At 33.0% G+C, this 24450-nt stretch carries 25 protein-coding genes; 17 read left to right on the forward strand and 8 right to left on the reverse strand.

Annotated features, from left to right (window positions below):
- Positions 1-12: 12 nt before the first annotated feature.
- The 3 genes from DMB71_RS04300 to DMB71_RS04310 all read right to left on the reverse strand — a co-directional run bounded on the left by DMB71_RS04300 (position 13) and on the right by DMB71_RS04310 (position 3448).
- Complete coding sequence (locus DMB71_RS04300) at positions 13-492, reverse strand: FKBP-type peptidyl-prolyl cis-trans isomerase (protein WP_111363982.1); 480 nt, start codon at positions 490-492, stop codon at positions 13-15.
- A 101-nt stretch (positions 493-593) separates the two neighbouring features.
- Positions 594-2459 carry an ABC-F family ATP-binding cassette domain-containing protein gene (locus DMB71_RS04305; RefSeq protein WP_111363984.1) on the reverse strand — a complete coding sequence of 622 codons (1866 nt, stop codon included), beginning with the start codon at positions 2457-2459 and terminating at the stop codon, positions 594-596.
- A gap of 89 nt (positions 2460-2548) precedes the next feature.
- Entirely contained in the window at positions 2549-3448 is a 900-nt protein-coding gene (locus tag DMB71_RS04310; RefSeq protein ID WP_111363985.1) for a T9SS C-terminal target domain-containing protein, read from the reverse strand.
- Between the two features lie 149 nt (positions 3449-3597).
- Here DMB71_RS04310 and DMB71_RS04315 point away from each other — a divergent pair, with 149 nt between their 5' ends.
- Positions 3598-5016, forward strand: a complete 1419-nt coding sequence (locus DMB71_RS04315) for an undecaprenyl-phosphate glucose phosphotransferase (RefSeq protein ID WP_111363987.1) — start codon at positions 3598-3600, stop codon at positions 5014-5016.
- 6 nt (positions 5017-5022) lie between these two features.
- Here the strand turns inward: DMB71_RS04315 and DMB71_RS04320 are convergent, their stop codons facing one another.
- Complete coding sequence (locus tag DMB71_RS04320) at positions 5023-5760, reverse strand: tyrosine-protein phosphatase (RefSeq protein WP_111363989.1); 738 nt, start codon at positions 5758-5760, stop codon at positions 5023-5025.
- A gap of 111 nt (positions 5761-5871) precedes the next feature.
- Here DMB71_RS04320 and DMB71_RS04325 point away from each other — a divergent pair, with 111 nt between their 5' ends.
- The 12 genes from DMB71_RS04325 (at position 5872) to ftsY (ending at position 16376) form a co-directional block, all read left to right on the forward strand.
- The gene (locus DMB71_RS04325) at positions 5872-7062 is read left to right on the forward strand and encodes a DUF5009 domain-containing protein (protein ID WP_111363991.1); all 1191 of its coding nucleotides are present in this window, start codon (positions 5872-5874) and stop codon (positions 7060-7062) included.
- A 142-nt stretch (positions 7063-7204) separates the two neighbouring features.
- On the forward strand, positions 7205-8386 hold the full coding sequence (locus DMB71_RS04330; RefSeq protein ID WP_239452922.1) for a BamA/TamA family outer membrane protein: 1182 nt from the start codon (positions 7205-7207) through the stop codon (positions 8384-8386).
- A 31-nt stretch (positions 8387-8417) separates the two neighbouring features.
- On the forward strand, positions 8418-9581 hold the full coding sequence (locus DMB71_RS04335; RefSeq protein ID WP_111363993.1) for a glycosyltransferase family 2 protein: 1164 nt from the start codon (positions 8418-8420) through the stop codon (positions 9579-9581).
- Positions 9582-9665: 84 nt separating this feature from the next.
- Entirely contained in the window at positions 9666-11021 is a 1356-nt protein-coding gene (locus DMB71_RS04340) for a dihydrolipoamide acetyltransferase family protein (RefSeq protein WP_111363995.1), read from the forward strand.
- A gap of 221 nt (positions 11022-11242) precedes the next feature.
- On the forward strand, positions 11243-12013 hold the full coding sequence (locus DMB71_RS04345) for a 3'-5' exonuclease (protein ID WP_111363996.1): 771 nt from the start codon (positions 11243-11245) through the stop codon (positions 12011-12013).
- Between the two features lie 82 nt (positions 12014-12095).
- Complete coding sequence (locus DMB71_RS04350) at positions 12096-12707, forward strand: fumarylacetoacetate hydrolase family protein (RefSeq protein ID WP_111363998.1); 612 nt, start codon at positions 12096-12098, stop codon at positions 12705-12707.
- Positions 12707-13051 (forward strand): Hpt domain-containing protein, encoded by a 345-nt coding sequence (locus DMB71_RS04355; RefSeq protein ID WP_008468078.1) that lies wholly within the window; start codon positions 12707-12709, stop codon positions 13049-13051. Before DMB71_RS04350 ends, DMB71_RS04355 begins: the two co-directional genes overlap by 1 nt.
- 185 nt (positions 13052-13236) lie before the next feature.
- Entirely contained in the window at positions 13237-14490 is a 1254-nt protein-coding gene (locus DMB71_RS04360; protein WP_111364065.1) for a competence/damage-inducible protein A, read from the forward strand.
- A gap of 71 nt (positions 14491-14561) precedes the next feature.
- Positions 14562-14798, forward strand: coding sequence for a 50S ribosomal protein L28 (gene rpmB / locus DMB71_RS04365; protein WP_008468080.1), 237 nt, complete (start codon positions 14562-14564; stop codon positions 14796-14798).
- A 27-nt stretch (positions 14799-14825) separates the two neighbouring features.
- Positions 14826-15008, forward strand: a complete 183-nt coding sequence (gene rpmG, locus DMB71_RS04370; protein ID WP_008253902.1) for a 50S ribosomal protein L33 — start codon at positions 14826-14828, stop codon at positions 15006-15008.
- Positions 15009-15083: 75 nt separating this feature from the next.
- Positions 15084-15236, forward strand: a complete 153-nt coding sequence (locus tag DMB71_RS04375; protein WP_070261881.1) for a DUF4295 domain-containing protein — start codon at positions 15084-15086, stop codon at positions 15234-15236.
- Positions 15237-15422: 186 nt separating this feature from the next.
- Positions 15423-16376, forward strand: coding sequence for a signal recognition particle-docking protein FtsY (gene ftsY / locus DMB71_RS04380; RefSeq protein WP_111364000.1), 954 nt, complete (start codon positions 15423-15425; stop codon positions 16374-16376).
- 286 nt (positions 16377-16662) lie between these two features.
- Here the strand turns inward: ftsY and DMB71_RS04385 are convergent, their stop codons facing one another.
- Positions 16663-17217 (reverse strand): hypothetical protein, encoded by a 555-nt coding sequence (locus DMB71_RS04385; RefSeq protein ID WP_111364001.1) that lies wholly within the window; start codon positions 17215-17217, stop codon positions 16663-16665.
- Between the two features lie 376 nt (positions 17218-17593).
- Here DMB71_RS04385 and DMB71_RS04390 point away from each other — a divergent pair, with 376 nt between their 5' ends.
- The 3 genes from DMB71_RS04390 (at position 17594) to DMB71_RS04400 (ending at position 19162) form a co-directional block, all read left to right on the forward strand.
- Entirely contained in the window at positions 17594-18034 is a 441-nt protein-coding gene (locus DMB71_RS04390) for a lipocalin-like domain-containing protein (protein ID WP_111364003.1), read from the forward strand.
- Positions 18015-18311 carry a DUF721 domain-containing protein gene (locus DMB71_RS04395; RefSeq protein WP_111364004.1) on the forward strand — a complete coding sequence of 99 codons (297 nt, stop codon included), beginning with the start codon at positions 18015-18017 and terminating at the stop codon, positions 18309-18311. The genes DMB71_RS04390 and DMB71_RS04395 overlap by 20 nt, the downstream gene beginning before the upstream one ends.
- 131 nt (positions 18312-18442) lie before the next feature.
- Positions 18443-19162 (forward strand): hypothetical protein, encoded by a 720-nt coding sequence (locus tag DMB71_RS04400; protein WP_111364006.1) that lies wholly within the window; start codon positions 18443-18445, stop codon positions 19160-19162.
- Positions 19163-19227: 65 nt separating this feature from the next.
- On the opposite strand, the gene DMB71_RS04405 is transcribed toward DMB71_RS04400, so the two are convergent.
- The 3 genes from DMB71_RS04405 to bshC all read right to left on the reverse strand — a co-directional run bounded on the left by DMB71_RS04405 (position 19228) and on the right by bshC (position 22861).
- The gene (locus DMB71_RS04405) at positions 19228-19647 is read right to left on the reverse strand and encodes a nucleoside-diphosphate kinase (RefSeq protein ID WP_012026941.1); all 420 of its coding nucleotides are present in this window, start codon (positions 19645-19647) and stop codon (positions 19228-19230) included.
- Positions 19648-19875: 228 nt separating this feature from the next.
- On the reverse strand, positions 19876-21147 hold the full coding sequence (locus tag DMB71_RS04410; RefSeq protein WP_111364008.1) for an acyltransferase family protein: 1272 nt from the start codon (positions 21145-21147) through the stop codon (positions 19876-19878).
- Positions 21148-21271: 124 nt separating this feature from the next.
- Complete coding sequence (bshC, locus tag DMB71_RS04415; RefSeq protein WP_111364009.1) at positions 21272-22861, reverse strand: bacillithiol biosynthesis cysteine-adding enzyme BshC; 1590 nt, start codon at positions 22859-22861, stop codon at positions 21272-21274.
- 267 nt (positions 22862-23128) lie between these two features.
- Here bshC and DMB71_RS04420 point away from each other — a divergent pair, with 267 nt between their 5' ends.
- Positions 23129-24406 carry an MFS transporter gene (locus DMB71_RS04420; protein ID WP_111364011.1) on the forward strand — a complete coding sequence of 426 codons (1278 nt, stop codon included), beginning with the start codon at positions 23129-23131 and terminating at the stop codon, positions 24404-24406.
- The last annotated feature ends 44 nt before the right edge of the window (positions 24407-24450 follow it).

Genomic DNA, 24450 nt, shown 5'->3' on the forward strand with positions numbered 1-24450 from the left:
CAGATTGCAATATTAATTTACTGAAATTAGTTCAATGTCAAAAATAAGTACAGAACCCGCAGGAACACCTCTTGGGTCGTCATAACTTCCATAACCTAAATGTGATGGTATCAGCAAAATTCCAGATCCACCCTCTTTAAAAAATGGAATTCCTTCTTTCCAGCCTTGAATTACTTTATTTAATGGGAAGGTAGCGCCAGCTGCATCTTTACTCTGGTCAAATGTTTTTCCAGATGTAAAATATCCTTTGTATTTAACAGTTACAGTAGATAGTATACTTGGCTGTTTTCCTGTGCCTTCTGTTTTGATTATGTAATATAATCCTGTGCTTGTTTTTGTTGCTGTTAAATTGTTTTTAGCAAGATAATCGGTAATTTCTTTGTCATTTTGTGCCGTATAATCCTTTGGTGGTGGTAGGATATCGTCAGGAGTTGGACTAGAACATGAAACGAAAAGTGTCAATGTAAATAATGCGATTAATAATTTTTTCATGTGGTATTTATTTTAAAAGCTGTAAATATATAAATTAGTTTTTGAGTCGCTGTGATGGTTTTTAGATATTAACATTAATTGCTGAAAATCAAAAGTATAATCTATCCTTCCAATTTAGCAGATAGTTCAAACCAGCGTTCTTCTTTTGCGTCTATTTTATTAATTATATTTTGAAGTTCATTTGCTTTTTTCTCGATGTCAGCATCGGCAACTTTTCCGTCAGAGAATAACTGCTCGATTTTAGCTTTGTCAGCTTCAAGGTCTTTAATTTCTCTTTCAATTTTCTGATATTCCTTTTGCTCGTTGAAAGTTAAGTTTCCAGATGTATTGTTCTGTTTCCAATCTTTCTTTTCAGCTTTGGTTTCTTCTTTTGCAACAGATATGTCCGCACTGTCTTCGTAAGCTCTGAAATCAGAATAGTTTCCTGGGAAATTCTCGATTTCTCCTTGACCTCTAAAGACAAATAAATGATCGACAATTTTATCCATAAAGTAACGATCGTGAGAAACTACCAATAAACATCCTGGATAATCTAAAAGGAAACTTTCTAAAACGTTAAGTGTCACAATATCCAAATCGTTTGTTGGCTCATCAAGAATCAAAAAGTTTGGATTCTGAATCAAAACTGTACACAAATACAAACGTTTTAATTCACCTCCACTCAATTTTTCGACATAATCGTATTGTTTTTTCGCATCAAAAAGAAAACGCTCCAATAACTGCGAAGCTGAAATAATTTTTCCTTTTGCCAATGGAATATATTCTCCGTATTCTTTAATGACATCGATAACACGCTGTCCCGGTTTTGGATTAATCCCAGATTGTGTATAATATCCAACTTTTATAGTATCACCTTTTACAACGCGACCACTATCTGGCGGAATTGTTCCTGTCAGCAAATTTAAGAAAGTCGATTTTCCTGTTCCGTTTTTACCAATAATTCCAATTCTTTCACCACGTTGAAAATCAAAGCTGAAATTGTCTAGAATAACGCGGTCTTTGAATTTTTTTGAAAGTTTATGAAGCTCAATAATTTTGCTTCCCATTCTTTCCATATTAATTTCAAGTTCAACTTTATTTTCTTTTCGTCGGCTTTGTGCTTTTTCTTTAATAATGTAAAAGTCGTCTTGACGAGATTTAGATTTGGTTGTTCTCGCTTTTGGCTGGCGGCGCATCCATTCTAATTCTTTTACAAAAAGGTTTTTTGCTTTGTCAACACTGGCATTTTCAGAAGTGATTCTTTCTTCTTTTTTCTGCAGATAATAAGAATAATTTCCTTTGTATTGATACAATTTTCCGTTATCCAATTCGATGATTTCGTTACAGACACGTTCCAAAAAGAAACGGTCGTGCGTTACCATAAACAGCGTAATGTTTTCTTTAGCGAAATAACTTTCAAGCCATTCGATCATTTCTAAATCCAAATGGTTGGTTGGCTCATCCAAAATCAATAAATCTGGGCGATTGATTAGAATTATGGCTAATGAAAGACGTTTTTTTTGTCCTCCAGAAAGATTTTTCACTTTAAGTTTAAAATCTTCCAGTTTTAATTTGAATAAAATCTGCTTGTATTGAGTTTCAAAATCCCAAGCATTATGCTGATCCATAGCATCAAAAGCTTTTTGATAGGCTTCTTCGTCTGAAGGATTTTCTAAAGCTTTTTCGTAAGCTTCAATAACTTTCAGCGTTTCATTGTCTGAAGCAAAAATACTTTCTTCAATCGTAAGTTCATCCTGAAGTTTATTGTCTTGTGAGAGAAATGCCATTCTGATTCCCTTTCTTAAAACAACTTGACCTTTATCTGGTTCTTCCAACCCGTTAATGATGCTCATCATGGTGGTTTTTCCAGAACCATTTTTAGCAATAAAAGCGATTTTTTGATCTTTGTTGATCCCAAAAGAAATGTTGTCAAAAAGGACTCTTTCGCCAAATGACTTTGATATATTTTCTACAGATAAGTAATTCACTTTGTAAGTATAAGTTATAAATTATGAGTTATGAATGTTTCTAAAACATAACTTTCTGCAAAAGTAAACTATTATCTTGCATTTGCGAATTATTTATGGAGATACAAACTGAGGACAGAACTCAAATCAAAATAATGAATTTGCTGCGGATTATTTAAAATAGGTTTTCGAACCAGAGATTCATTTGTAATAAAGTAGTGAAGTCCATCTTTTGTTGCGATTCCTTCTATTTGATGAAAGGGAAGTTTTATATCTATTCTTCTTTTGCTTCCAGATAAAAAATCATAGTTTTTAAAATCGTAAAGCAGATATAAAAACGGTTTTCCAACTTTAGTATAGCCGCACAAAGTAATTAGTTTTTTATCTTCTAAATAGGTTGCGCCAGTAACCAAGCCTTTGGTGTCGAGTGTTGCTTTAAATTTTGCAGTTTGCGTTCCTTCCTGTTTGGGCAAAGCATAAATATTGGTTTTAGACGATTTCCATTGTTTGGTAAACAGATAAATACTGTCTTTAGAAACAATAAAAGCCTCACAGTCAAAATCGGTTTTGTTGGGTTTTGAAGGAGAAAAATCAGTTTGATCCGAATAAGAGAATGAAATCGTTTCAATAGTTGGACTGCCTTCCAGAAAAGATTTTTTTTCGATTTTGAGAATTTTCAAATCCGATCGGTTTCCAGAATAGTTGTTTCCAAAATCTCCAATATAAATATGAGTGTCATCTTGCGAGATTTCTTCCCAGTCGTGATTTACCGCTTGTTCCAAAACGATTTTCTTTTTAATTTTTCCTAAAGAATCTAATCCGTAAATAGTTTTATCGTGATCGTCGTTGTGTGTCCAAAGCAGATTTTTGAAAGCGATCAAACCCGAAGTTTCTTTTATAGAATCGCTTAGTTGAAAAGAATAGTTGGGTTTTAGCTTCAGTTTTTTTTCATGAATTTGAGAATAAACGGAATTCGTGATTATTAAAAAGAAAAATAAAATTTTTAGCATGAGCGAAATGTTAAGTATGCATAAGATAAAAGTAAAGTTTTAAATAATAGAAAGAAATAAGTATTTAAAAAATATAATTTAAGTGTTATTTTGCATCACTTTAAGTGTAAAAGTTTTTTTTATTCTTTTGGATAAAACGAAGCCACGCAATGAAAATTTTACAAAAATTATCGCACTACCGAATTTCTCGTTATTACAAGCTTTTGTTTGTAGTTGTTGATGTTGTATTGTTAAATCTTGCGACAATTCTTTCTGCATTGGCTAGATTTGGCAATTTAGATAAGCTATTATCTAAAGACGAAAGAACCATTTCGCTTTTAGCCATTTTTATATGGGTTGCTTTACTGCTTCAAAAAGATTCTAATCGAAGCGTGAGAGTTGAACCGATTGAATCAATATTATGGAGAACAATTAAAAAGATTTCTATTCATGCCGCTTTGGTCTCGATATTTGTCGTTTACTTAAAATACGTTGATATTTCAAGACTTCGTTTGGTTTATTTTTATCTGATATTTTTTGGACTCTTGATGATTTCGAGGTATTTATCAATGAAGCTCTTAAAATACGTTCGAGCAAAAGGATACAATTTTAAGACTTTTATCATTGTAGGAGCCAATAAATCGGGTGAAAAAATTCGTAAAGTGCTGGCAAAAGACTTAACGTTTGGTTATCGTTTTTTAGGTTTTTTTGATGAAACAAATAATAATCAAGATGTTGATTCAGATTTGATTATTGGAAAATTCAATGACGTTGAAAAGTTTGTTATCGACAAAAAAATTGACGAAATGTATGTGGCATTGCATATTGACAATATCGAAATCATTAATGAATTGACCAGAATTTGCGAACAAAATATGATTCGTATCAAATTCATTCCAGATTTTCAGCTTTACACAAAAGCTAGCAAAGTAGAAGTTGCTTTTTATGAAAATACGCCCGTTTTAATGTTTCGTCCAGAACCTTTAGAATTTGCTTCAAACAGACTTTTAAAGAAGTTTTTTGATATTTGTTTTTCTGGACTTGTCATTTTGCTCATTTTTCCTTGGCTGTTCCCGATTATTATGCTCATTATAAAATTGGAATCGCCAGGACCTGTTTTTTTTAAACAAGAAAGATCCGGAAGAGACAACAGATCTTTTATGTGCATAAAGTTTAGAAGTATGCATGTAAATGGTATGGCTCATAAAAAACAAGCTGAAAAAGGTGATAGCCGAATTACCAAATTTGGAGCTTTTATCCGTAAAACAAGTATAGACGAACTTCCTCAGTTTTTTAATGTTTTTCTAGGAGATATGTCTGTCGTAGGACCAAGACCTCACATGGTCAATCTTACAAAAGAATATAGTGATCTTATCAATAATTATTTGGTGCGCCAATATGCAAAACCCGGAATTACAGGCTGGGCGCAGGTAAACGGTTTTAGAGGAGAAACAAAGGTTCTAAGCGATATGGAAAACAGAGTGGAATATGATATTTGGTATATCGAAAACTGGAGTTTTCTGCTTGATATTAAGATTATCGTAAAAACGGTTATCAATATTTTTAAAGGTGAAGAAAACGCCTATTAAGTTTTCTTAGAATTTAAAAAACTGATTATTCTTAATGACGTCTTTTAAAGAATCAATATTTTTAATTTTTATTTTATCGTCAAGAGCTGCAATATGCTTTTTATGATGAACATCGGTTCCGCAAAAATCATACATTCCTTTTCCTAAAAGTTCATCAACTATTTTGGCGATTGGAGCTCCATAATATTCTACAGTAGAAAGCAGATTCAGTTGAAAAACACAGCCCGCATTTTTTAATTTTTCATATTCCGAAAACTTGTTGTGGTAAAAAACATATCTTTCAGGATGTGCCAAAACTGGAATGTAGCCCGCTACTTGTATTTCAAAAATGGTTTTGTAAATATTTAAAGGCGCACTTTGATACGACATTTCCACCAAAACATAATTGTCTTTTAAAGTAAGAAGTTTTTCTTCTTTAAAATGATTTTCGAACCAGCTATCTATAAAATATTCGGCGGCAGCTTGAACAGACATTTTAATTTTATTTTCTTCTAATGCTTTTTGGGTTTCCTGAAGTTTAGATTGAATAATTTCAGGAGAATTATTCCAAACATGATGCTTGATGTGTGGAGTTGTTATAATTTGAGAAACCCCAAGCTTTTTCAAAGCCGAAACCAGTTCACTTGATTTTATTATGTTCTGAGCTCCGTCATCAATTCCGGGTAAAATATGAGAATGGATATCTACAAAACTGCCGTCAAACAGTTCTTTTAATGCGGGTTTCGATTTTAGGAATGAAAGCATGTAACAAAAATGTATAAATCAGTTTTATATCGCGCAAAATTAATCGAGAATTTGTAACAAGACATTTTAGAATTATGCTATATTTGATTTTTAGTAAAAAAGTAAAAAATTATGAAAATAAAAGAGAATTTGTTTAATAAGCGTATTGTTTCTATTGATGCTTTGCGCGGAATTACCATTTTTGTAATGATTTTTGTAAACGAACTTGCGAGTATTCAAAACGTACCGCAATGGATGAAACACATGCCCGCTGATGCCGATGCAATGACTTTTGTTGATTTAGTTTTTCCTGCTTTTTTATTTATTGTCGGAATGTCTATTCCGTTTGCTTTTAATGCCAGACTCATAAAAGGTGACAGTACAAAAACAATTTGGATGCATACTCTAAAAAGAGCCATTGCGCTTATTGTAATTGGTGTTTTTATGGTCAATGCCGAATATGGTTATGATGCTGCAAAAATGATTATCAAGCCTGCATTTTGGGCACTTTTGGCTTATAGTATGCCAATTCCGATTTGGAATAAATACCCAAAAGATTTTCCTTTTTGGTTAAAAAATGTATTGCAATACGGAGGTATTTTAGTTCTCATCACGCTCTATTTTATATACATTCAAGATACGGGAGATCGCGGAATGACGCCAAAATGGTGGGGAATTCTAGGATTAATAGGTTGGGCATATCTTTTTACAGTAATTTATTATTGGTTGGTTTCAGGAAACTTATGGGCAATGATTGCTTTTTTAGTTTTTGCCGTTGCTATGAATTCTCTAAATTTAACAGAGAACTCTTTTGTTAGAAACACTTCTTGGCTGAGTTTTATAGCGGGACATCTTACACATGTTTCTCTAACTTCCGCAGGAATTATAATTTCTTTATTGTTTTTTGATCGAAAAATAAGTTCCAAAATCAACTGGCCAGTAATTGGTTTTATTGCTTTATTTACTGCAACTGCAATTTTGCTTCGTCCGTATTTCGGAATTTCAAAAATAAAAGGAACGCCATCTTGGACGATGTTTTCTGCGGCAATTTGTACCGCTTTGTTCTATTTTCTTTATTGGCTGATGGAAGTTAAAAAACAAACCAAATGGAGTGAATTCTTCATGCCAGCAGCCGCAAACCCATTATTGATTTATATCTTGCCGGGCGTTATTTATTATTTCTGTAAAGCTATTAATTTTCATATTATACCAGGATATTTCAGAGTAGGTGTTCCTGGAATTTTATGGTCTTTGGTGTTTTCAATAATTATGCTTTTTGTTATGAAGCTTTTGAACAAATATAAAATTCAGCTGCATCTTTAGCGCTTTAGTCTCGTCACAGTTTTTGAGTTTTCAGTATGTAAACTGAGACCGAAAACCGCAACTGAAAACTTTCCTTAAAAACGACCTTAATATTCTTAATAAAATTTTAAATTTGTAAGAGACGGTTTTTAAGATATTGTTTGTGAGTGGTTTAAAAATTAAATGCATCTTAATTTTACTTTTAATAGGATCGTTTTGTCAGGCTCAAAATGATAGTACAGCTGTGGGAACTCGAGATATCTTAGATGTTATTCATAAAATTTTTGATAAACAGGATACTATTCGTCCAGATAGAAAACGAAAACTAACTTTTTCCTTATTGCCAGTTCCCGTTGGCGTTAATTCCAGCAATGGTTTGGTTGTTTCTTTTCTGACTACTTTTTATTTAGGAGATGCCGAAAGAACCAAAATGTCGCAGATTACCTTTTCGCCTTATTTCAGTTTCAGCAATCAATTTGTATTTCCGATCCAATCTTATATCTATACAAGTGATAATAAATGGAATCTTATCGGAGATTATCGTTATATGATTTATCCGCAGGATACTTACGGATTGGGAGAAGAAAATACAAAAAAGGAAATCTCTACGCTCGATTATCAGCAATGGCGTTTTTATCAATTTATAACAAGGCAAATTGTTGGAAATTACCGTTTGGGAGTTGGTTTTCTTTTCGATAATTATAAAAATATTTCTGAAGAATCTTATATAGACGGAGAAACAGATTATTATAAATATATGAATGGCGATTATTCTGATGAGACTTCGTTCGGATTTGCCATTCAAGGTTTGTACGATTCGAGAGAAAACATAATCAATCCAGAACAAGGTTTGTACGTCGAAGCCGATTTACGACTCAATACCAGTGGAGTAGAAGGCGATAAGTGGCAGTCTATATATTTTGATGCTCGTAAATACCATTCTTTCAGTAAAACCAAACATCGGGTTTGGGCATCAAGAGCATTTTTCTGGTCAACTTTTGGAGGAAAACCGCATTATCTGGATTTGCCGAGTATTGGCTGGGATCGTGAAGGAAAAACGGGTCGTGGATTTACTAAAAACAGGTATAGAAGCAATGCTTTAGTTTATTTTGAAACCGAATACAGGACCGATATCAGTCGTAACGGATTTTTTGGTGCTGTTTTTTTTACTAATATTTCTTCGGTTTCCAAACTTGACACCTATGAATTTAAAAAATGGAATCCTGCCGTTGGAACAGGAATTCGCATTAAATGGAATAAACGCAACGGCAGTAATTTGGCTTTGGATTATGGAATCAGTAAAAACGATTGGTCGTTGCGCCTAGGGTTATCAGAAAATTTCTAACTTCGGCCAAAATCTACAGACTCAATTATTCATGCAATTATCGGTTGTTATTTTAAATTACAATGTGCGTTACTTTCTCGAACAATGCCTTTTAAGTGTTCAGGAAGCAATTGCGTCAATCGATGCAGAAATTATTGTAGTTGATAATAATTCATCAGACGAAAGTGTTTTGATGATGAAAGAAAAGTTTTCAGACGTAAAACTGATTGAAAACAAAGAAAATTTTGGTTTTCCAAAAGGCAATAATATTGGTGTTCGTCAAGCGAAAGGAAAGTACGTTTGTATTTTAAATCCTGATACTGTTGTTGCAGAAGATACCTTTACAAAGATTCTGGCTTTCGCCGAAAGGCAAAATAATCTCGGAATCATTGGTTGCAAATTAATTGACGGAACTGGAGAATTTCTTCCAGAAAGCAAACGCGGCATTCCAACGCCTTGGGTTGCCTTCACTAAAATTTTCGGATTGTATAAAATATTTCCCAAAGTAAAACTTTTTAATAAATATTATGCTCAGCATTTAAGCGAAAATGAAAGTGGAAAAGTAGCTATTCTCGTAGGAGCTTTTATGTTTTTAGAAAGAAAACTATATGAAGATTTAAACGGTTTTGATGTAAACTGTTTCATGTATGCCGATGATATTGATCTGTCGTATCGCGCTTTACAAATGCAAAAAAGGAATTATTATTTTCATGAAACTACCGTTTTGCATTATAAAGGAGAAAGTACAATAAAAGACGAAAAGTATATGATGCGTTTTCAGGAAGCCATGAATTTCTTTTATCAAAAGCACTTTAAGAAATCATGGTTTTTTAGTTTTTTTATTCAAATTGGCGCTTTTTTGTTTTCAAGTGCTAAAATGTTTCTAGGAAAACCAAAAGAAAACCCATTGCCGGAAAGTTATTTTTTATACTCCGAAAATGAGAATTTCGCTAAAAAACTGGCTTCGATTTTGGAAAATAAAGTTGGATTTTTAGATTTCAAAGGAGAAAAAATGGTAAATTCGTGCCTAATTTTAAAGGGTAAAAAGGCAGAGATCATTTTGGATAATCACTATGTTTCATTCAAAAAATGTATCGAAATCATAGAAACTCTTAAAGATAAGCGGGTTACTTTTAAAATTTTTCCCAAAAATACGGGTTTTATTATTGGAAGTAATTCAAGGAATGACAGAGGGCAAATCGTGAAAATTGAGTAAAAAATTATATTAAATGAAATTTATATTTAAAATTTTCATTAATTTCGCAATCTGAAAATCAAAAACATCTTTTAGATTAACAATATGGCAAGATTTGAATTAAAGCTTCCTAAAATGGGAGAAAGTGTCGCTGAAGCAACCGTAACAAACTGGTTGAAAGAAGTTGGAGACAGAATTGAGGCTGATGAAGCCGTACTCGAAATTGCAACAGATAAAGTTGACAGCGAAGTGCCTAGTGAAGTATCAGGGATTTTAGTTGAGCAATTGTTTGGTAAAGATGATTTAGTGCAAGTAGGACAAACCATTGCTATTATTGAAACTGAAGGCGGAGAAACAGCAGCGCCAGAAACTGTAAATGCTGTTCAAGAAACTGCCGCTCCTGCAGAAGTTGCCGAAATCGAAAAAACAATCGAAGCGGTTAAAGAAACGGTAGCTTCTCAAGATTTTTCAGGATCAGATAAATTCTTTTCTCCATTAGTAAAAAATATTGCAAAAGAAGAAGGTCTTTCTTTAAACGAACTTGAAAATATTGCAGGTTCTGGAAAAGACGGACGTGTGACTAAAGAAGATATTCTAAAATACGTAGAAGATCGTAAATCGGGTGCTGTTCAAGCTCCTCAAACAGTTGAAGCTCCAAAAGCAGTTGCTGAAACTCCGAAAGTTGAAGCTCCGAAAGCAGTTGAGCCAATTGTTCAAAAAAGCCAGCAAGCGGTTCCAGTTTCTGTAAACGGTGCTGACGAAATTGTAGAAATGGACAGAATGCGTAAATTGATTTCAGGTTATATGGTAGCTTCGGTTCAGACTTCGGCTCACGTACAATCTTTTATTGAAGTTGACGTAACAAACATTGTGAAATGGAGAGATAAAGTAAAAGCTGCATTTGAGAAAAGAGAAGGCGAGAAATTGACTTTTACTCCAATTATGATGGAAGCGGTTGCTAAAGCTTTAAAAGATTTTCCTGGAATGAATATATCTGTTGACGGAGATTATATCATTAAAAAGAAAAATATCAATTTAGGAATGGCGGCAGCGTTGCCAAACGGTAATTTAATTGTTCCTGTAATTAAAAATGCAGATCAGTTGAATTTGGTTGGAATGGCAAAAGCGGTTAACGACTTAGGAAATCGTGCGAAAGCTGGAAAACTAAAACCAGATGATACTCAAGGCGGAACTTACACGGTGACAAACGTTGGTACTTTTGGAAGTGTTTTCGGAACGCCAATTATCAACCAGCCACAAGTAGGTATTCTAGCTCTTGGTGCAATTCGTAAAGTGCCTGCTGTTATTGAAACTCCAGAAGGTGACTTTATCGGAATTCGCCAAAAAATGTTCTTGTCGCACTCATATGATCATAGAGTTGTAGATGGGGCTTTAGGAGGAAGTTTTGTGAAAAGAGTAGCAGAATACTTAGAAGCTTTTGATGTTGATAGAGATTTCTAAAATCATTTGAAAAATAAAATCAAATCCGATAGGTTTAAAACTTGTCGGATTTTTTTTCTTTTGTAAGAAAAGAATTAAGTGGAAATGCGTGGTAAGGTTGTAGGCTTATTTTAGAAAAAGTTAAAATCACGAATTGAAAGCTTTTTTTGGGCAAAAAAACTCAGAATAAAGGAAGATATTCCGCTTTAAAAATTACATTTGTAAACTTATAAAAATTAGAAATGGAATTAAAACTTAACAAACCAATTTGCTTTTTTGATCTCGAAACAACGGGAATTGATATCGGTAAAGATAGAATCGTAGAAATTTCAATATTCAAAGTTTTTCCTAACGGAAACAAAGAAAGTAAAACCTGGCTGGTAAATCCAACAATTCCAATTCCTCCACAAACAACTGCAGTTCATGGTATCACTGACGAGAAAGTGGCCAATGAACCAACTTTTGCAGAACTTGCTCCGCACATTCACAATATGATAAAAGACAGTGATCTTGGCGGATTTAATTCAGATCGTTTCGATATTCCGCTTTTGGCAGAAGAATTGCTTCGCGCAGGAGTCGATTTTGACATGAAAAATAAAGTTTCTGTAGACGTTCAAACAATTTTTCACAAAATGGAAGAGCGTACATTAAGTGCGGCTTTAAAGTTCTATTGCGGAAAAAGTTTAGACAATGCGCATTCGGCAGAAGCTGATACCATGGCGACTTACGAAATCTTGAAAGCGCAGTTAGATCGTTATCCAGAACTGGAAAACGATATAAAATCTTTATCTGAATTTACAACACGTAAAAAAATAGCAGATTTTGCCGGAATGATTGCTTTTGATAAAGATGATGAAGAAATTTTTACTTTTGGAAAACATAAAGGTGCAAAAGTGGAGAAGGTTCTAGAAACAGAGCCAGGATATTTCAGCTGGATCCAAAATGCCGATTTTCCATTGTACACCAAAAAAGTTTTGACAGCAATTAAATTAAGAAAATTAAATACGAAGTAAGCTTCTAAGGTGCTAAGTTTCTAAGGTTCTGAGTTTTTGCCTTAGAAACTTAGCGTCTTAGCATCTTAGAACCTTAAAAGAAATGAAAATCATTTGTGTCGGCAGAAATTATGCCAATCATATAGAAGAGTTGAAAAACGAACGTCCCAGTGAGCCTGTTGTTTTTATGAAGCCAGATTCTGCGGTTTTGCTGAAACAGCATCCGTTTGTTATTCCCGAATTTTCCGAAGATGTTCATCATGAAGTTGAAATAATCGTAAAGATTAACAAAGTCGGAAAATATATTGAACCAAAATTTGCTCATAAATATTATGATGAAATTAGCGTAGGAATCGATTTTACAGCACGAGACTTGCAAAGTAAATTGAAAGAAAAAGGACTTCCGTGGGAAAAAGCCAAGGCATTTGACGGTTCTGCGGTTATTGGAGATTTTTTGCCAAAAACTGATTTTGTTTCTGTGGAAAATCTTAATTTTGAATTAAGAAGCAATTCAGAAGTGGTTCAAAAAGGAAACTCAAGTATGATGCTTTGGAAGATTGATGAATTAATCGCTCACGTGTCTCAGTTTTTTACTTTAAAAATTGGAGATATTATTTTTACAGGAACACCGGCAGGTGTTGCGGCTGTAAAACCAAATGACATTTTAGAAGGCTTTTTAGAAGATAAAAAATTATTCAGAATACAAGTAAAATAATGGCTTTAAAGTACAACCTTTCGAAAGTTTATGCGCTTTCAGATAACGATCCTGAATTTGTAAATCAGATTTTAACTTTATTTGTTACAGAAGTTCCGGAAGATTTAAAACAAATTAAAGAAGGAATTAAAAAGAAGGATCATAAATATGCATATTCGTATGCGCACAAAATAAAGCCAACATTAGATTTAATGGGGTTAAATGTAGCTTTTGAAGAAATCTTGCAAGTAGAGGCGTGGACAAAAGCTGAAGGCAAGAAAAAAGATATTATTGAAACTTTTAAAAGTATTAAAGTACAAGTAAAAGAAGCGATAAAAGAAATTAAAAAAGATTTTGATCTTTAATATAAAATTTGACTTATTCCTGATTTTTTTAAAATTAAGGAATAAGTCAAAATCATTTTTTAAATTTTGTAAGCGGCTTATAGTCTGTAAAAGCTGTTAATACCTTCCTCCAAGACAAAATTTAAATTTTCTACTTATAAATTATAGTCTTGCTTAATGTAAGAATCAAAAAATATTTTACTGATATGAAAGCAGCAATTATTACTATTGGAGATGAAATCTTAATTGGCCAAATCGTCGATACAAATTCGGCTTTTATTGCTAAATCACTCGATAGAATTGGAGTTGAGGTGGCAGAAATGCTGTCGATAAGCGATGATAAAAAACATATTTTAGACACTTTTGCGCAATTGCAAAACAAAGTTGATGTTGTGATTGTAACAGGTGGACTAGGTCCAACAAAAGATGACGTTACCAAGAAAACATTCTGTGAGTATTTTAATGACGAGTTGGTTGTAGATCAAAAAGTTTTAGCTCACGTTACAGAACTGATAGAAGGTTTTTATAAAAGGCCAATTTCTCAAATGAACAAAGATCAGGCTTTGGTTCCGTCAACTTGTACGGTGTTGCATAATAAAGTGGGGACGGCTCCGGGAATGTGGATGAAGAAAGAAAATACCGTTTTTATTTCGCTTCCAGGAGTTCCGTATGAAATGAAATATTTGGTAGAGGAAGAAATAATTCCAAAAATTGTCCGAGAATACAAACGCCCTTATATTATTCACAAAACCATATTAACGTATGGTCAAGGCGAAAGTTTAGTTGCAGAACGTATTGAGCAATGGGAAAACAATCTTCCAGAATTTATAAAATTGGCTTATCTGCCAAATCCAGGACGAGTTCGTCTCCGTCTAACAGCCCGTGGAACGAATAAGGAAGACTTAGAAGAGGCTATAGAAAGTAATGTGCAATCATTGGACGCCATAATTCATGATATAATTGTGGGCTACGACGAAAATGAAACTATCGAAACCGTAATTGGCAAATTGCTTTCTAAACAAAATAAAACAATCTCAACTGCAGAAAGTTGTACAGGAGGAAGAATTGCTTCCCTGCTGTCGTCTGTTCCGGGTTCGTCAAGCTATTTCAAAGGTAGCGTTGTGTCTTATGCAACAGAAACGAAAGTAAATGTTTTAGGGGTAGCTCAAGATTTGATAGACCAGTTTTCGGTAGTTAGTGCTGAGGTGGCATCAGTTATGGCTTTGAATGTTAAAGCGTTGCTGAAAACCGACTATGCGCTGGCAACGACGGGTAATGCAGGGCCTTCTAAAGGAGATTCTGATGCCGAAATTGGCACTGTTTTTATCGCTTTAGCGACGCCAGACGGAGTAATTGTGGAAGAATTTAACTTCGGACAACCGCGTGAAAAAGTGATAGATAGGGCAACTGTTAAGAGTTTGGAAATATTACAGAAAGAAATTTTAAAATTTGTGCAATAATTTTTTGCTACAATGGTTTATTTTTCTTTTCTTTGCACCCTGATTTTGAATAACGATAAAAGATAAGTATAATGTCAAGAGTTTGTGACCTTACAGGTAAAAGAGCGATGGTAGGAAATAACGTTTCTCACGCTATGAACAAAACTAAGAGAAAGTTTTCTGTAAACTTAGTTAAAAAGCGTTTTTATCTTCCAGAAGAAGATAGATGGATTACTCTTAGAGTAGCAGCATCTACGATAAAAACAATTAATAAAAATGGAATCACTGCAGTTTTGAAAAAAGCGCAGTCAGAAGGATTTATCAAATAATCTTTTCCTAAATAAATATATAGCAAGATGGCAAAGAAAGGTAATAGAATCCAAGTAATTTTAGAATGTACTGAGCACAAAACTTCTGGTGTTCCAGGAACTTCTAGATATATTACAACTAAGAACAAAAAAAATACTCCAGATAGATTAGAGATTAAAAAATTTAATCCAATCTTAAAAAGAGTAACTGTTCATAAAGAAATTAAGTAATAATTAGAGATTTTGATAAAATCTCAAATGGTTTTTCATTTGAAGATTTATTGAATTTCAAATAACATTTGAATCATGGCAAAGAAAACCGTAGCATCGTTACAAACAGCTTCTAAGAGATTGTCAAAAGCCATCAAAATGGTAAAATCTCCTAAAACTGGTGCATATACATTCGTAGAATCTATTATGGCTCCTGAAGAAGTTGATGAATTCTTGAAAAAGAAATAATTACAATTACATTATATAGAAAAGCTACTTTCATTCGGAAGTAGCTTTTTTATTACCTATATTTGTCTAAAAATTTAAAGAATCGTAACAATTGGCTCTTTTTAAGGAAACCATTGCACTTTCTTTAAAGATTTGGATTTCTTGTATGGAAATCGAGAAATCTAATAATCTAATAAACTACAAAAAATGAGTTTTTTTAAAAAATTATTCTCTAGCGAAAAAAAAGAAACTTTAGACAAAGGTCTTGAAAAAACAAAAACTACTTTTTTCTCAAAATTAAGCAAAGCCGTTGCTGGAAAATCTAAAGTTGACGATGATGTTTTAGATGATCTTGAAGAAGTTCTGGTTGGTTCTGATGTTGGGGTAAATACAACATTGAAAATCATTCAAAGAATTGAAAAACGTGTTGCTGAAGATAAATATCTAGGAACAGACGAATTAAATCAGATTCTTCGTGATGAAATTGGCGCTTTGTTGTCTGAAACGAATACAGGTGAAGCAACAGAATTCGAAATTCCGAAAGATAAAAAGCCATATGTTTTAATGGTTGTTGGAGTAAATGGAGTTGGAAAAACAACTACGATTGGTAAATTGGCTTATCAATTTAAAAAAGCAGGTCATAATGTAGTTTTAGGAGCTGCAGATACATTTCGTGCGGCTGCGATTGATCAGTTGCAGGTTTGGGCAGATCGTGTAAATGTGCCTATTGTAAGACAGCAAATGGGTAGTGATCCTGCTTCTGTAGCTTTTGATACTTTGCAATCTGCTGTGGCTCAAAATGCAGATGTTGTTATTATTGATACTGCTGGCCGTCTTCATAACAAGATCAATTTGATGAATGAGCTTACAAAAGTAAAACGTGTAATGCAGAAAGTGGTAGCAGACGCGCCTCATGACGTACTTTTAGTTTTAGACGGATCAACAGGACAAAATGCTTTTGAACAAGCAAAACAATTTACAGCTGCAACAGAAGTTACTTCACTTGCTGTAACTAAATTGGACGGAACTGCAAAAGGAGGAGTTGTAATTGGTATTTCTGATCAATTTCAAATTCCGGTGAAATACATTGGTGTCGGCGAAGGAATTGAAGATTTACAAGTCTTTAATAAATATGAATTCGTTGATAGTTTCTTTAAATAATTTATAATGAAAAATATATCGGCTCTAACGTTCTATTTTGCTAGTGTAATATCTTTTGTTCTGGCAAATGTTTTAAAGGATAAAAATATTTCAGTATACTATATTCTATTGGTTTTGGGTATTGTTTTATTCTTTTTAGGAGTTCTTAAAAGAATAAAAAATAACCGATAGGTCGTATGATTCAAAAAGAAAAGAGTTTTGGAAAACTAAAGTTTGGACTGCTTTTAATTTTTCAAAACTCTTTTCTTTTTGGTTTGTTTTTTTTGTTTGAATATATAATAAAAGTTTACTTTCTTTCGAATTTATTCTTTTCAAGTCCTTTTAATAATGGATGGCTAAAATCTTTATTAAGTTCCCATTTAGTACCATCAGTAAAAACGATATGATAAGCTCTGATTTCAATGATTTTATCTGCATCTGTGGAAAAATCTTCCCAAAATTCAGTTCTCAATTGACCAGGCTTTAATAAATGGGTCGAATTTTCTGTAAATCTTCCTTCTCCATAAAAAGACCTTCCACTTGCAGGTTCTTCAAATGAATTGATGCAGAACCATTCAAGTTTAATGGCTTTTATACTTTTTTGTCCTGTGTTTTTAAAAATTAAACTAATATCTTTATGTTGGGAATAGTCATTTTTGTGCAGTGTTGCTCTTATGATTTTTATTGGTGATGTCTGATTGTTTTTTTTAGCCAGTGTATCTTTGGGTTTTAAAATTGGTGTACTATTGGTTAGGCTTTTTGCTAATTTTGAATTTTTTTGATCTTTTTTTGGCTGTATTGGTTTGTTGCATCTTATAAATAGAGCAAAAATGCTAAAAAGCAGTATCAATATGTTTTTCATTTTTAATTCTGAAATTTAGGTTTGGGTTGTGAATTTATTTTTATGGTAAATTTGATGATTTATTTTTGAGACTAAAGTTCTCTAAAATTTATTGAGATTTTGACTCTTTATAAGTTTTTATACTGTTAGAATAAGTTTTTTTATTATGAAAAAGTTGTTGTTTTCATGAAATAATTAATGAGTAAAACATTTTATTTGATAATTATAAAATTACCTTTGTAGTTCAAGAAAAATTTCTTTTGAAAACGGGAGCCCTAGTCCTGATGGGAGCGGCATCCTTTTGTGTCCGCCGCGCCGGATACAAAAGATACAGCGGACAGCAGGAATCAGCTCCTAAATCTTCAATTTCATTTTTAAAGAAAAAAGAATAAATTTTATGAAAAATGCTTTCATAGTTTTGTTTTGTTCGCTTTTGTTTGTGAGCTGTAAACAGGAAATAAAACCTACGGATATTGCTAAATTGAATGGCTATTGGGAAATTGAAAAGGTCGTTTTTGAGAAAGGAGAAGAGAAAGAGTATAAAATGAACGAGACTTTTGATTTTTTTCAAATTAAAAATAATAAAGGTGTCCGAACGAAAGTGATGCCGCAATTTGATGGCACATTTTTGACAACAGATACTTTTGAGAATGTATCGGTTCGTTTTGCTGGAGATCAAGTTTTCTTAGATTACAAAACGAAATATGCCAAATGGAGCGAAGAAATTATTTCGCTTTCTGATGACAAATTAGTGGTGAAAAATCCGCAAAAAATAGAATATCATTATAAAAAAGCTGGACCAGTAAATCTTTTAAACGATGGCGAAAAGACTAAATAGCGAAACAACAATTGGTGCTGTTTTACAGCAAATTATTCAGGTGAATAAATTACAGCCTGGAATGGATCAAATCGATGTTCGTGAGGCTTGGAGGCAGCTTATGGGAAATGGTGTAAATACGTATACTAGAAATGTTGTTCTGAAAGGCAGTACGCTTTATGTTGAGTTAGGTTCTTCTGTTTTGCGTGAAGAGTTAACTCACGGAAAATATAAAATCGTGAAAATGATCAATGAAGAATTGGGCCGTGAAGTGGTGAAAGACGTAATTTTGCGGTAGTTTTTTTAGTAAGATAAATTTTAAAAAATAATTAACACTTCTATTGTGAGGTGTTTTTTTTTACGATACATTTGGGCAGTTATTTCTTTAAAATAACATCTTTTTTATAAACCCAAAACAATAAAAAATCAATGAAAAAAATTTTACTAATTTTAACCGTACTATGTACGTTAACTGGTTATTCACAAAAGAAAAAAGTTGCCGTTGTTGCTTTTTACACTGACAAAACAATTGATCTTTCAGATCTTGGTTTAAGTGCTGTTGCTGCAGTAACAGATTTAGGAAACAATCCAAATTTTAACCTGCAACCAATTTTGGAAAAGTATCACAATGCTTTTTTTAATGATTATTCTAAAAAGTTTCCATTCGATTTGCTTCCTGAAACAGATGTAACTCAAAAACAAGAGTATATTGATTATGTTCCTCATTTTGATAGAGAGGGAGAAAAGGGAAAATATATTATCAATTACCCTGGATATAAATATATCTATGAGGGAATAAATGGTTCTGCAAATGAAGTAGCGACAGCTACTATGTTTAAAGATAATGCAGATGGTGTTTTGTTTACAGAGATTCACTTTGCTGTGGTAAAAGGATTTGCAGTTGGTGGAACCGGAACTATTAAAATGAGAGCTTATGCAAGAATTGCTTTGTATGATAAAAATGGAAAGAAAGTTTTTGCTTTTAACGAAGGAGCAAATTCAAAGAAAACTGGAACAATAGTAGGGGGAATTCCTGTTTTATCTTTTGATAAAGTATTACCTATGTGCGAAAGTGCATTAGAAGAGCTTTTAAAAGATTTGGATGGCAGAGTTGAGAAAATGGTAAAGAAGACTTCAGAGAGTCTTTAATTATTTTAAGTAAATAAAAAAAACCGCTTCAGTTATGAAGCGGTTTTTTTATGATTTAAGAAGTCTTAGAATTGCTCTCTTCCTGCAAAGTGGAATGCGCTTTCGATAGCAGCGTTTTCGTCGCTGTCAGATCCGTGAACTGCATTTTCTCCGATTGAAGTAGCGTATGCTTTACGAATAGTCCCTTCAGCAGCTTCAGCTGGGTTTGTAGCACCGATTAAAGTTCTGAAATCTTCTACTGCGTTGTCTTTTTCTAAAATAGCCGCAACAATTGGTCCACGAGACATGAATTCAACTAATTCCCCGTAGAAAGGTCTTTCTGCGTGTACTGCGTAAAATGCTTTAGCATCAGCTACAGTTAATTGAGTTAATTTTAATGAAACGATTTTGAAACCACCATTAGTAATCATTGCTAAGATATTCCCGATGTGTCCGTTTGCAACAGCATCTGGTTTAATCATTGTAAAAGTTCTATTTGTTGCCATTTTATATTTTATTAAATTTTGTGCAAAAGTATACTTTTTTTATGAATTGATTTTAATAAAATCATAATTAAAACGGTTTAGAATGATGTTTTGGATAAAAATTGTGTTTTTTGGTGATTAGTAGATGTGGAGATGCATTGCAGTGCATTTAAAGGCGAATAAATGATGGCAACGAAAAGACACTGCGTCATCGGCGGCGGCTCCGTCTCTACATATATGGTTAAAAATTTAAACTTTAAAGATTAATTTGTTTCTATAGAAAATCCATAAAATGAACGTCCATATTGCAACATAAGTTAATGCTCCAGCTAAAGAAGCTGTCATCGCATTGCTAAAAAATGGCGCAATACCAAATCGGTACAAATAATCTAATAAATTGATTTGTTCGCTTGGAAGTGACGGATTTTGAAAACGAATCATTACCAAAGCCTGCGGAATAATCTGCGAAGCAAAGAAGACAATCATTGGGTTTACTCCCCAGATTACAAATAATTTGAATCCTTTTTTGTATTCGGCAATGTCTATTATGTAATACAATACGGTTAAACATACTGTTGCCAATCCTGTAGTATACAAAACATAACTGCTTGTCCAGATGGATTTGTTTATTGGGAAAACTAAATCCCAGATTAATCCAAAAAAGATTAATGATGTACCAATCATTCCCATTCTTTGAGCTTTTTGGATTTTGGTTACATTTAAAAGTAAAATTTGACCAATAAATAAACCGATAATTCCATTTACAATTGAAGGAATTGTGCTTAAGATTCCTTCTGGATCCCAAGTTTTGGTTTCGTGATACATATGTCCTTTTAATAGAACACTGTCAATCCATGCTGCTAAATTGGTTCCTTTTTCTAAACTGGCTTCCCCAAATCCTGGAACAGGGATTAAAGTCATAATAGCCCAGTAGCCAAAAAGCAAAACGATTCCTGTAATAAGTTGTGTTTTTCGAGATGTTTTTAAGTATAAAAGCGAAACTACAAAATAAACAATAGCAATACGCTGTAATACTCCGGGAAGTCTAACATCTGCGTAATTTTCAAAACCTCCGTAAGCTAGAACGAGATATATAACTAATATGCTAAAGGCAAAAATGTTTTTTAGTTTATTGCTAAAATTTCCCATTAAAGCATAACCAACTGCAAAAGTAATAACCAATCTGCCGATTAAAAGTGGAATTCCATCTAAACCAAATAGCTGAATCTTACCAAAGAAATTAAAGAAAATACCTAAACAGAACATTCTTAAAGAACGAATCAGGATTTTGTTGAATGTTGTTTCGTCGTATTTTTTTTCTGGCATTGCAAGCGGTACGGCAACTCCCATTATAAAAATGAAAAACGGAAATACAAGATCTGTTGGCGTACAACCGTTCCATTGTGCGTGTAAAAGCGGCGGATAAACATTTCCCCAATCACCGGGATTGTTTACAATAGTCATCAATAGAATAGTCAGTCCGCGAAAGACATCAAGCGAAATTAGGCGTTCTCTTACCATTAGGTTAGTTCATTAAATAGGTTATAAAATATAATTCTATTTGGTTTGAGAGAGCAATAATTTCGGAAATGAGCTGGTTATTTGTTCCTAAATTATCGCTTTTGAATTTCTAAAGATAATTATTTTAGATTATTATGATGTCAAAATTATGTTCTAAAGGTTTTAATTTCTGAATTAAAAGCGGGATCAATTGTTCTCCTTTTTCTAAATAAAATTCAGAAAAATTCGCTTGACGTTCTTGAAGACTATTGTTTGGAAATAATTCGCATTGCAAATCGGTAACACGTTCCAATTGATCTGCTAGTTTTCTTTTTTGTGCTTTTAATAAACGCTTTTCTAGATTTTCTAAGCCTTTCTTTTGTTTTACTTCTTGTGCTTTTACAGCGCCAGAGAAAGATTTATCTGTTTTTTCGGCCAATTCAAAAAGATAAGCAAACTGTTTTTCTAGCGTTTCTTTTTGAGGAGTTAAATCTATCGGGAAAGGAGAAAGTTTATGAGTGATTTCATTAACTAAATTCTCTGATTTACCGAATAAATCTTTCCAGCTTAAACCTAAATTATCTGCTTTTTTTGCTTGTTTTTCGGTTGCTAAAAGAACAGAATTTCGAACTAATAAAATTGGAAAAGTAATATTTACAGCCTCAAAAAAAGCTTTTAGTTCTAACCAATAAGCAATTTCTCCACCTCCGCCAATGTAACAAAGGTTAGGAAGAATAATTTCCTGATACAATGGACGCATAATTACATTTGGACTGAACTTTTCAGGACTGCTTTCTAGTAATTTGAAAATTTCATCCTTAGAAAATGAGATTTTGGTGTTGTTCACGAAATATTTATCATTCTCAAAAATGATTCTTTCGCGCAGTTTATCTTCAATATAAAATAAATTAATCTCACGCGGATTTACCTGAACGGTATAATCGGCAAGTTCTTCAATAGATTTTTGAACTGCTTTAAACGAAGTTTGATTTTCCAATTCTTCTTTTGCAAACGGAATGAAAGCACGTTTTAAATCGGCATCATCTGCATCTATAATGACCAAGCCGTAATTTGCGAAAAGGGCGTTGGCTAAATAGCGCGTTGCATCGGCAAGATTTGAATGTTTTAGATAAGCATCTTCAAAAAGTTTTTTAAGCGCATTTGCGTTTGTACTTGACCCTAATTCTTTAGAATAAACTTCAAATAAATCTTCTAAACCATCAGTTGCAAGTCTTCCGACTGGACCAGTGCTTTCAGCGTTCCAGCGGATTTTTTTTCCTTTAAAATTAAAATAATTAATTTCCTCAAAATCGTGATCTTCTGTCGCCATCCAATAAACTGGAACGAAATTGTACGAAGGATACTTTGACTTTAATTCTTTAGTCAAATTAATTGTTGAAATAATTTTATATAAAAAATACAGCGGCCCACTAAATAAATTTAGCTGATGTCCAGTTGTGATGGTAAACGTATTTTCGAGTGCTAAAAGCGAAATATTTTGTCTGGTCAAATCAGAAATTTCAATGTCTTGATATTGCTTATGCAAAGTGTCAACCAATGCTTTTCGGTTGCTATGATCAAAATTGGCTGATTTTTCAGCAATCTGTTTTTCGAAATTTTCTAAGGTCGGAAAATTATTGTACAGCGGTTTTAATTCTGGCTTTTGATCTAAATAATCCTGCATTAGTTTAGAGAAATATCCAGAAGATTGAAAGCTGATACAGTCGGTAGGCATAATTTTAAATTTATTTTTGACAGCTGTAAATTTAATGAAAATATATAGTTAAAAACGCTATTAACAATTGCTTAAGAATTGATTTTTTTCTGATGCTTTTAAAAACGTTGTAATCAGGATTTTAAATTTTGATTATATGCGATCGTAGAAAATTGAAAATTTAGATAATTTGTTAAAAATATAAAGTAGTGCTAAAAGTAATTTGTTTAAATATGAATTATTAATAATGAAACTCTATTTTTGCAAATAAAAAAGATATCAGTTTTCATGAAAAATAACCCGAATAAAAAGAATTCTTTAAAACATGTTCTTTTTGGAAGCCTTATAGGCACTACAATCGAATTTTTTGATTTTTATATTTATGCCAATGCGGCCGTATTGGTTTTTCCGCAATTATTTTTTCCAAGTTCAGATTCGACGATGGCGACCTTAGAGTCTTTAGCAACATTTTCTATCGCTTTTTTATCTCGTCCGTTAGGTTCTGCTTTTTTTGGGCACTACGGCGATAAAATTGGACGTAAATTTACTCTTGTTGCTGCTTTGTTGACAATGGGAATTTCTACAGTGACGATTGGCTTTCTGCCAAGTTATGAAAGTATTGGAGTTGCAGCTCCGTTGTTATTGATGCTTTGCCGATTCGGACAAGGTGTTGGTTTAGGAGGAGAATGGGGAGGAGCTGTTTTGTTGGCGATAGAAAATGCGCCACCAAATAAACGTGCATGGTACGGAATGTTTCCGCAATTAGGCGCTCCAATCGGATTATTGCTTTCTGGAGGAACTTTTCTATTGCTTACCGATTCGATGAGTAATGAAGATTTTATGAATTATGGATGGAGAATTCCATTTATTGCAAGCGCGCTTTTGGTAATTGTTGGCTTTTATATTCGAACAAAAATTACTGAAACGCCTTCATTTGAAGAGGCTAAAAAGCATGAAGAAGAGGTAAAAGTGCCATTTTTAGAATTGGTGAAATCCTATAAAAATCAGTTGATCTTTGGAACTTTTGCTGCAATTACAACATTTTTGGTTTTCTATTTAATGACAGTTTTCACTCTAAGTTGGGCAACCTCGGATTTAGGAATTGCGAAAAGAGACGGATTATTAATACAATTATTTTCAGTATTATTTTTCGCGCTGTTTATTCCGGTTTCGGCTGTAGTTGCTGATAAAATTGGACGTCGAAAAATGCTGATTTTAGCGACAGCAGCTATTGCTATTTTTGGATTTTTCTTTTCGTTTTTCTTAAATGAAGGTAATATTCCAATGGTTGCTATATTTGCCTGTATCGGAATGTCTTTGATGGGATTTACATACGGACCTTTAGGAACTTTTCTATCAGAACTGTTCCCGACAAACGTTCGCTATTCTGGAGCTTCTTTAACTTTCAATATGGCTGGAATCCTCGGAGCGGCTTTTGCGCCAATGATTGCAATTTGGCTAGCTAAGACATATGATGTAAGCTATGTAGGTTATTATTTGGTTACAGCCGCTTTTATTTCTTTGATTTCATTTTTGGTAATTAGTAAAGATGAACATAAGTTTTAAAGCTTGATTAAGATTCTGATAGCTGTCATAAAAAATATTAGAGT

The sequence above is a fragment of the Flavobacterium tistrianum genome, assembly GCF_003254545.1.
GTDB lineage: Bacteria > Bacteroidota > Bacteroidia > Flavobacteriales > Flavobacteriaceae > Flavobacterium > Flavobacterium tistrianum.

Excerpts from the sequence above, each read along its gene's own strand:
- DMB71_RS04405 (WP_012026941.1), bottom strand. The coding sequence starts at position 19,647 with ATGGCAACAAATAGAACTTTTACAATGATTAAACCAGATGCTGTTGCA.
- DMB71_RS04360 (WP_111364065.1), top strand. The coding sequence starts at position 13,237 with ATGAAAGCAGCAATTATTACTATTGGAGATGAAATCTTAATTGGCCAA.
- DMB71_RS04325 (WP_111363991.1), top strand. The coding sequence starts at position 5,872 with ATGAAAATAAAAGAGAATTTGTTTAATAAGCGTATTGTTTCTATTGAT.
- rpmB (WP_008468080.1), top strand. The coding sequence starts at position 14,562 with ATGTCAAGAGTTTGTGACCTTACAGGTAAAAGAGCGATGGTAGGAAAT.
- DMB71_RS04410 (WP_111364008.1), bottom strand. The coding sequence starts at position 21,147 with ATGGTAAGAGAACGCCTAATTTCGCTTGATGTCTTTCGCGGACTGACT.
- DMB71_RS04385 (WP_111364001.1), bottom strand. The coding sequence starts at position 17,217 with ATGAAAAACATATTGATACTGCTTTTTAGCATTTTTGCTCTATTTATA.
- DMB71_RS04375 (WP_070261881.1), top strand. The coding sequence starts at position 15,084 with ATGGCAAAGAAAACCGTAGCATCGTTACAAACAGCTTCTAAGAGATTG.
- DMB71_RS04340 (WP_111363995.1), top strand. The coding sequence starts at position 9,666 with ATGGCAAGATTTGAATTAAAGCTTCCTAAAATGGGAGAAAGTGTCGCT.
- DMB71_RS04390 (WP_111364003.1), top strand. The coding sequence starts at position 17,594 with ATGAAAAATGCTTTCATAGTTTTGTTTTGTTCGCTTTTGTTTGTGAGC.
- DMB71_RS04395 (WP_111364004.1), top strand. The coding sequence starts at position 18,015 with ATGGCGAAAAGACTAAATAGCGAAACAACAATTGGTGCTGTTTTACAG.
- DMB71_RS04335 (WP_111363993.1), top strand. The coding sequence starts at position 8,418 with ATGCAATTATCGGTTGTTATTTTAAATTACAATGTGCGTTACTTTCTC.
- DMB71_RS04400 (WP_111364006.1), top strand. The coding sequence starts at position 18,443 with ATGAAAAAAATTTTACTAATTTTAACCGTACTATGTACGTTAACTGGT.
- DMB71_RS04315 (WP_111363987.1), top strand. The coding sequence starts at position 3,598 with ATGAAAATTTTACAAAAATTATCGCACTACCGAATTTCTCGTTATTAC.
- DMB71_RS04345 (WP_111363996.1), top strand. The coding sequence starts at position 11,243 with ATGGAATTAAAACTTAACAAACCAATTTGCTTTTTTGATCTCGAAACA.
- rpmG (WP_008253902.1), top strand. The coding sequence starts at position 14,826 with ATGGCAAAGAAAGGTAATAGAATCCAAGTAATTTTAGAATGTACTGAG.
- DMB71_RS04300 (WP_111363982.1), bottom strand. The coding sequence starts at position 492 with ATGAAAAAATTATTAATCGCATTATTTACATTGACACTTTTCGTTTCA.
- DMB71_RS04355 (WP_008468078.1), top strand. The coding sequence starts at position 12,707 with ATGGCTTTAAAGTACAACCTTTCGAAAGTTTATGCGCTTTCAGATAAC.
- DMB71_RS04350 (WP_111363998.1), top strand. The coding sequence starts at position 12,096 with ATGAAAATCATTTGTGTCGGCAGAAATTATGCCAATCATATAGAAGAG.
- DMB71_RS04310 (WP_111363985.1), bottom strand. The coding sequence starts at position 3,448 with ATGCTAAAAATTTTATTTTTCTTTTTAATAATCACGAATTCCGTTTAT.
- bshC (WP_111364009.1), bottom strand. The coding sequence starts at position 22,861 with ATGCCTACCGACTGTATCAGCTTTCAATCTTCTGGATATTTCTCTAAA.
- DMB71_RS04320 (WP_111363989.1), bottom strand. The coding sequence starts at position 5,760 with ATGCTTTCATTCCTAAAATCGAAACCCGCATTAAAAGAACTGTTTGAC.
- ftsY (WP_111364000.1), top strand. The coding sequence starts at position 15,423 with ATGAGTTTTTTTAAAAAATTATTCTCTAGCGAAAAAAAAGAAACTTTA.
- DMB71_RS04420 (WP_111364011.1), top strand. The coding sequence starts at position 23,129 with ATGAAAAATAACCCGAATAAAAAGAATTCTTTAAAACATGTTCTTTTT.